We start from the raw sequence: 6,231 nt of genomic DNA on the forward strand, positions 1-6,231 counted from the left end.
ATTTCAGAAGATTGTCCAAGGATTATGAGATTTCCCCTTCATCCGCTAAGGCTTTTGTTCAATTAGCTTTCACAAAAATTATGCTGAATAGGTTAGTTAAATGTTTTGCGTGACTGGTTCTTAGATTTAAGGTTTAAGGAGATATAGATAATTAAAGAGCTTAAAAATGATTGAAGATATATGGCATTAGTAGAACATTTAGATCAGAAGTTTTTGTCAAAACAAGATTTGAGCGTTTTAGCTGTAGATTATGGCAATAAGAGAGTAGGTCTAGCTAGCTATAACAGGCTGCAGGGAGTGATTTTTCCATTGCAAACAATAGCGAACGGAAATGACATATATATGAAAATTAAAACTTATGCGTTACAATTCAAAAGCGAAGTGGTGGTGATAGGTCTGCCGCTACACATGAACGGAGAAGAAAACGCACAAACCGCTTTAGTAAGAGATTTTGCAAACAAACTGAATGACGCGCTTGATAATATGTGCGCCGTTTATTTACAAGACGAAAGGATGAGCAGTATACAAGCTGATGCATTGCTTAGGATGGATGGGTTTGACGGCAGAAAACGCCGCGAGATGAAGGATGTGACGGCTGCTTATTTAATTTTAGAGATGTTTTTGCGTAGAGCTGGAATATACACTATATAAACAGAATAATAGATGTGAGCATGAGTATGGAATTACAACAAGGAGAACCGAACAAGAATTTACAACAATTACATCATGATTATGATGGCTTGTGGACCGCGATAGTAAGCCCATTTCGAAAAGCACAAATTGATTTTCTAGCGCTAGATAAGATCATTAATCATCAGATAGAAGGAGGGGTGCGGGGCATTGTGGTGGCTGGCTCTACTGGGGAAGGTTTTTCTTTAAATTCCGAAGAGTATGAGTCTTTGCTCGAAAGATCTGTAACATTTAGCGCAAAGCGGCTTTTGGTAGTGGCTGGCGTAACAGACGTAAGTTATCATGGGGTTCTGTTTAAAACGAAGGTAGCCCATAGAGCTCGTGTTGATGCTATTATGTGTGCTATCCCTCCATATATTAAGCCTAATAGGAGTGGAATTATGAATTATTTTCAGGCTCTGCATGAGGCTAGCACCCTGCCTATCATCCTCTACTCTGTACCTAGCAGAACTAATGTGGATTTTGCCGAGGAAGATCTGCACAATCTTTTTGAATTACCAAATGTTATTGGCTTTAAAGATGCTAGTGGTGATGTGCAGAGAGCTGAACGCCTCATCTCTTCCATTAACAAACCATTCGCGTATTTTTGTGGTGATGATGAGCTTTTGCTTCCATTCAGTCGCGTTGGTGCTAATGGCTTAATGTCTGTTGCGTCTAATGTGATACCGGCGCAAATGCAGAAGATGGCGATGGCTATCAGGGATAACGACTTCAATCGCGCCACCTATTTAGACGGTGAGTTGCGCGCGGTTTATGATGCGTTAAACCTGGATACTAATCCTGTGTGCGTTAAATATCTTATGTTTTTATTAAAGCTATGTAATGCTGATTTGCGACATCCGCTCGCTCAGCCTAACGAAGAAACAAGGAAGGTGTTGTATGAGATGGCGCGGAAGATTAGGGCTAAGAATACAGCATGCACTTAAAAGCAAATAGGTTAAATAGGTTGTTTGATTTTAAGTTTGAGATTTAGATTTTATGTAGGCCATTGAGTTCTTAGGTTTTATCTTACTACCTAACATCCCCTTTCTCTTCTCATCTCCCCTTCAAGTGTTCAATCCACAATCAAACTCTCGTCCTTATGAGATGAGAGCACGATCTGAGTTAGAGTTTTTGCAACATTACACTCTCTCTTTAAAAAATCAGTAATCAGACACTCTAGGGCCTTAGTATTGGCGCAACGTACTTTTAGTATGTAAGAACACTCCCCCGTGACATGATGACACTCTAAAACGGATGTATTGCCAGCAATGGCATGCAAAAAGCAATGATGATGCTCTGCTTTATCCAAAGTAACAAAAATAAAAGCGCACAGCGCCATATCCATAAATTTAGCAGATACGAGCGCTGTAATCTTTTTGATATGCCCATGCTGTTTTAACCTTCTTAATCTTTCATTAGCAGCAGAAGATGAGAGTCTAATTTTCTCGCCCAATTGAGTGCTGGTTAAGGTTGCGTCTTGCATGATGCATCTTGCTATCATACGATCTAAATGATCATATTCATTATTTTGCATTGACATATAAGCTTTTTATGATATAATATCCTATATAAAATATAATATACAGGATAAAAATTTATGTCAATACTACTCGCCTTCTGTAAAGCCTGGATGATAGGGATTGCAATTGCTGCGCCGGTGGGGCCTATAGGTATGCTGTGCATCAAGAAAACGTTAGAGTTAGGCATAAGAGGTGCGCTACTTGTTGGTTTGGGGGCGGCGCTCGCGGATAGTGTGTATGGGATGATTGCATCACTTGGATTAACAGCGGTTTCTAACACGATAATTGCTGGTGGTTCGGCGTTTAAATTAATAGGGGGTGTATTTTTGTTATATCTTGCATATAAAGAGGCAAAAAGTAGCGATGTGAGTACTGAGGCGCGAGTAAGCGCAAGAAGTTCGGTCAGGCTTGTTGGCGAGGTGTTTTTTTTAACTATCGTAAACCCCATGACTATTTTGAGCTTTATTGGTATTTTTGCTTCTATTGGCGTCGAATCTTCTGGGGGGTTAGAGTCTATTGCTATGGTGGCTGGAATCTTTATTGGTTCGATGACGTGGTCTTGCGTGCTTGGCGCCATTATAACCAAAGTAAAACATAAGCTACCAAAGCTTTGGCTTGCACGAATAAAATGGCTTTCGTGCTTTATATTAGCAAGTTTTGGGTTGATTGCTATTTTAGGCTTTTTTTTGGATTGAGAATATCATAGATATGATGGATGATAAGAGGGGTTTATATAATCAGAAAGTTATGCAAGAGCATAGTACCCTACATTGAGCTTGCTACTTAAGAGTGCAAAAAAGAGGGCGTCGAGCGGTCTTAAGTTGCGAGATAATGTCTCGATAAAGCACTTCGCGGTTGTATGAAAGCAGAATTTTAACCTATCAAAGCCTAAGGTAAAAAGGGACCAATGGGAACTTTTACCTCTTCTTTTTTCTTCATTTGTATCTTTTGATAGCCGGCTTCTATTAATCCTTTAATAATAATTGCAGCCGAAATTGCGGCTAAGATGATCAATTTTTTATACCTTTCATGGCAAGTTATACGGCTTTTTTCAATATTAGACCTCTTTCCTAACTCTACTCCTGATGGCAACTGTGGCGACGCTGTCGATGCGCAAGTCCTCACGTACTTCATGTACGCTGCGGCTCTGTACTTCGTATACTCCTCGCATTTGCTCATCATGAACGAGTTTCGAAAGAGGTCTATTGGGAAATCTCGTGAGATTCTTTGTTACTGCGAGACAAAGGTCCGATTATATAAAAGCGTTAGATTTGGTAAAAGATAGAAAAATGGAGGCCTTGATAGCAGATAAGGAATATGATGCGGATTATATGGTTAAGGTAGCTAAGGATGCGAAAGCTGAAGTTGTAATACCTTCCAGAGCAAGAAGAAAAGTACCAAGGGAGTATGACGAAGAATTGTATAAGGAACGGAATTTAATTGAACGTATGTTCAATAAGCTCAAGCATTTTAGGCGTGTCGCAACAAGATACGACAAGCTTGATATTGCATATTTTGGCTTTGTTTTTATAGCCAGAATTTATCTATGGATAAAATAAATGTCGATACTGCCTAGACTTTTCATAAAATATTAGATCTCTTTTGAAACTGTGATATATGTGTATACTCAAGCTAGGTCAATAAAAATATTATGGTTGTGCAATTGAAATATGAACAAGTGAAGATTTTATCAGATGATCAATTCAGAAGATTAACAGGAGTTATAGTAATTTAGATTGAATTAGATATAATTTTTAAACAACATACTTATACATTTTGATCATCTCGTTTAACACAACTGTTTATTGTCAGTATTTATACCGATAATTGACAAATATGCAATAAATATACAGTTATTTATAAAATCCAAACAATGATTATGGCGAAAATTATCTTTTTATTTATTAATATACATACTATTTATTGTATGTGCATAAGTTTTTACCACTATATATTGTTTTTATATATTTATAATAGTAATTGCAATTAATAATTTTGCTTAATATAATTACTATGTTGTATCATATAAGATAATTTAAAATGTTGTATTTATGTCGAATGTTGAGATAGACGAGGCGTACAGACCGTCAGAGGATGAAGAATATATGAATCCTAAGCAAGTGGAATATTTTAAACGTAAGTTGCTAAGATGGAAGGAGCAGTTGTTACTCGAATCTCAAAAGACTTTAGAATATTTAAAGGAAAGACAATGGAGTCAGGCGGATAGTACAGACAGAGCATCAGTGGAATCTGAGACTGGACTTGAACTCAGAACGCGCGATAGATATTTTAAATTGATAGAAAAAATTGATGCAGCTATTGAAAGATGCAATAAAAATACTTATGGTTTTTGCGAAGAGACTGGGGAATCTATAGGTATTAGAAGATTAGAAGCTAGACCTATAGCAACCCTGTGCATAGAAGCGCAGGAGAAGCATGAAAAATACGAGCGCAATCATGCGGAATAAGAAGAGCATCTCTATTTAAACCCCAGTAATGGGTTTTGATTTTAAAATATACTAATTAATCAAGCGGTTATTTCCCGTTAACCTAAAAATGATACCCGGAACAGGTTATCATCGCAATTTTCCCGACCAAAGGAGTTGAGATATGGATCTGCGCGGCTAGTTGATATTTTCTGTGACATTGATGATTTCTGCAAGGAGCTAGGTGTTTAGTCCCAATAAGAAATGGTTAGGGTTAAGTATAAAATATTCAGGATGAGTTGTCCACTGATTTAATATAAATTGCCAAGGAGTTTTACCTTTGATAGCTTTCAGTCGTTTAGCGAAGTTATAAGCCATCAAATAAGCTAGTCTGGCTTTTATGTAGCTCTGCATCAGAAAATTTAGATGTTCTATCTATTGCTACATACAAATATAACTTACCTTCAGCTGTCCTGACTTCTGCTATATCTATATGAAAATATCCAATTGGATATTGCTTGAATTTCTTTTTATCAGCAAAGATAGATACTTCTTTTTTAGGCAATACAGAGCAGCCATTACGCTTTAGGCAACAATAGACCTCCTTCCAACCTCGCTCATGATGAGCAAATGCGAGGAGTATACGAAGCACAGAGCCGCGACGTACATGAAGTACGTGAGGACTCGAGCATCGACAGCGTCACCGCGGTTGCCATCAGGAGTAGAGTTAGGAAAGAGGTCTAATGAAGGCTTGATCTGCTCAAATATGGAATGCTCTCCTTGTAAGCTACAAAACATCATCAAGAGGCAATTGTGTAAGCTGTCTAAAAGCCACAATCGCCTCTTCTTCAGCCTCAGAAAGTACTGTGGATTTTATCTTTTTAGGACCCATCGGAAGGTTTTGCATATCTTCTCTTTTTCTCCACTTGATGATTGTTTTTGGGTTAACATTAAATCTTTTAGCCGCTTTCTCTATGCTCTCTTTACTATCACGGATCTCTCTACGGATTGCCTCCGTTGTTCTGGCATCCGCGTGTAATATTTGTCCCATAAGATTTTTTCCATAAATTATTCTCTTCATAATATACACCATTATTCTCTGGGATCGAACATAAATCAAGAGTCGAATTATTGTGGATGATAATTTTATCACTTTTTAAGATCCAGAACGTACAAATTCCTAAAATAGCAGAGGGCATAATAAGTGACGCAAAGCAAGATTCAGTAATTAAAAGAATTTACAGATTTTTTAAAAATCAGCTAATAGATGCAGTCAAAGTTGCAGCGTTGGTAGTGGATATCTTAGAACCAGTCACGCAAAACATTTAACTAACCTATTCAGCATAATTTTTGTGAAAGCTAATTGAACAAAAGCCTTAGCGGATGAAGGGGAAATCTCATAATCCTTGGATAATCTTCTGAAATTACCCAGCCACGCAAACGAGCGTTCCACAAGCCACCGCCATTGCTGGACCTTAAACCCCCTCGTTCTGTCCACCGGCTTGACAATGCTCAGCAAACACCCCTGCGTATGCGCATAAAACCATTTTTGTAAATCACCTTGATACCCCCGATCTGCTAAAACTTTTACCAGCCTCGGAAAGTTTTGCTTT

The 6,231-nt window shown here is 37.9% G+C and carries 10 protein-coding genes and 2 pseudogenes; 6 read left to right on the plus strand and 6 right to left on the minus strand.

Features of this window, described 5'->3' with window-relative positions; genetic code table 11:
- The first annotated feature begins 180 nt into the window (after positions 1 to 180).
- Both ruvX and dapA read left to right on the plus strand, forming a co-directional pair.
- Positions 181 to 651, plus strand: a complete 471-nt coding sequence (gene ruvX / locus Sarmat_RS05730; protein WP_202149830.1) for a Holliday junction resolvase RuvX — start codon at positions 181 to 183, stop codon at positions 649 to 651.
- Positions 652 to 677: 26 nt separating this feature from the next.
- A complete protein-coding gene (dapA, locus tag Sarmat_RS05735; protein ID WP_202149831.1) occupies positions 678 to 1,616 on the plus strand; it encodes a 4-hydroxy-tetrahydrodipicolinate synthase in 939 nt (312 codons plus the stop codon).
- A 128-nt stretch (positions 1,617 to 1,744) separates the two neighbouring features.
- Here dapA and Sarmat_RS05740 read toward each other — a convergent pair whose 3' ends face one another.
- Positions 1,745 to 2,212: an Lrp/AsnC family transcriptional regulator gene (locus tag Sarmat_RS05740; protein ID WP_202149832.1), complete on the minus strand. Its 468-nt coding sequence runs from the start codon at positions 2,210 to 2,212 to the stop codon at positions 1,745 to 1,747.
- Between the two features lie 57 nt (positions 2,213 to 2,269).
- Here Sarmat_RS05740 and Sarmat_RS05745 point away from each other — a divergent pair, with 57 nt between their 5' ends.
- Entirely contained in the window at positions 2,270 to 2,887 is a 618-nt protein-coding gene (locus Sarmat_RS05745) for a LysE family translocator (protein WP_202149833.1), read from the plus strand.
- Between the two features lie 193 nt (positions 2,888 to 3,080).
- Here the strand turns inward: Sarmat_RS05745 and Sarmat_RS05750 are convergent, their stop codons facing one another.
- Positions 3,081 to 3,326 (minus strand): hypothetical protein, encoded by a 246-nt coding sequence (locus Sarmat_RS05750; protein WP_202149834.1) that lies wholly within the window; start codon positions 3,324 to 3,326, stop codon positions 3,081 to 3,083.
- A gap of 83 nt (positions 3,327 to 3,409) precedes the next feature.
- Here Sarmat_RS05750 and Sarmat_RS05755 point away from each other — a divergent pair, with 83 nt between their 5' ends.
- Both Sarmat_RS05755 and dksA read left to right on the plus strand, forming a co-directional pair.
- Positions 3,410 to 3,751 carry a transposase gene (locus Sarmat_RS05755; protein WP_341826615.1) on the plus strand — a complete coding sequence of 114 codons (342 nt, stop codon included), beginning with the start codon at positions 3,410 to 3,412 and terminating at the stop codon, positions 3,749 to 3,751.
- Positions 3,752 to 4,243: 492 nt separating this feature from the next.
- The gene (gene dksA / locus Sarmat_RS05760; protein WP_202149836.1) at positions 4,244 to 4,660 is read left to right on the plus strand and encodes an RNA polymerase-binding protein DksA; all 417 of its coding nucleotides are present in this window, start codon (positions 4,244 to 4,246) and stop codon (positions 4,658 to 4,660) included.
- A 198-nt stretch (positions 4,661 to 4,858) separates the two neighbouring features.
- Here dksA and Sarmat_RS07450 read toward each other — a convergent pair whose 3' ends face one another.
- The 3 genes and pseudogenes from Sarmat_RS07450 to Sarmat_RS05775 form a co-directional block, all read right to left on the minus strand.
- Positions 4,859 to 4,996, minus strand: coding sequence for a hypothetical protein (locus Sarmat_RS07450; protein WP_202149837.1), 138 nt, complete (start codon positions 4,994 to 4,996; stop codon positions 4,859 to 4,861).
- A gap of 22 nt (positions 4,997 to 5,018) precedes the next feature.
- A pseudogene (locus Sarmat_RS07455) lies at positions 5,019 to 5,210 on the minus strand (IS481 family transposase); the annotation flags it as partial.
- A 151-nt stretch (positions 5,211 to 5,361) separates the two neighbouring features.
- Positions 5,362 to 5,669 (minus strand): annotated as a pseudogene (locus tag Sarmat_RS05775) (IS481 family transposase); the annotation flags it as partial.
- An 86-nt stretch (positions 5,670 to 5,755) separates the two neighbouring features.
- Between Sarmat_RS05775 and Sarmat_RS05780 the strand changes: the two are divergent.
- The gene (locus Sarmat_RS05780; RefSeq protein WP_202149840.1) at positions 5,756 to 5,947 is read left to right on the plus strand and encodes a hypothetical protein; all 192 of its coding nucleotides are present in this window, start codon (positions 5,756 to 5,758) and stop codon (positions 5,945 to 5,947) included.
- Here the strand turns inward: Sarmat_RS05780 and Sarmat_RS05785 are convergent.
- Positions 5,931 to 6,231, minus strand: a 301-nt coding sequence (locus tag Sarmat_RS05785; protein WP_202149542.1) for a transposase, incomplete at its 5' end; no start/stop codon positions are given. The two genes, Sarmat_RS05780 and Sarmat_RS05785, sit on opposite strands and share 17 nt — an antisense overlap.

This window comes from Candidatus Sarmatiella mevalonica (assembly GCF_016751895.1).
GTDB lineage: Bacteria > Pseudomonadota > Alphaproteobacteria > Rickettsiales > Rickettsiaceae > Sarmatiella > Sarmatiella mevalonica.

Bases quoted from the DNA above. Each gene is read 5' to 3' on its own strand.
- ruvX (WP_202149830.1), top strand. From the start codon at position 181: ATGGCATTAGTAGAACATTTAGATCAGAAGTTTTTGTCAAAACAAGAT.
- dapA (WP_202149831.1), top strand. From the start codon at position 678: ATGGAATTACAACAAGGAGAACCGAACAAGAATTTACAACAATTACAT.
- Sarmat_RS05740 (WP_202149832.1), bottom strand. From the start codon at position 2,212: ATGTCAATGCAAAATAATGAATATGATCATTTAGATCGTATGATAGCA.
- Sarmat_RS05745 (WP_202149833.1), top strand. From the start codon at position 2,270: ATGTCAATACTACTCGCCTTCTGTAAAGCCTGGATGATAGGGATTGCA.
- Sarmat_RS05750 (WP_202149834.1), bottom strand. From the start codon at position 3,326: ATGAAGTACGTGAGGACTTGCGCATCGACAGCGTCGCCACAGTTGCCA.
- dksA (WP_202149836.1), top strand. From the start codon at position 4,244: ATGTCGAATGTTGAGATAGACGAGGCGTACAGACCGTCAGAGGATGAA.
- Sarmat_RS07450 (WP_202149837.1), bottom strand. From the start codon at position 4,996: ATGGCTTATAACTTCGCTAAACGACTGAAAGCTATCAAAGGTAAAACT.
- Sarmat_RS05780 (WP_202149840.1), top strand. From the start codon at position 5,756: ATGATAATTTTATCACTTTTTAAGATCCAGAACGTACAAATTCCTAAA.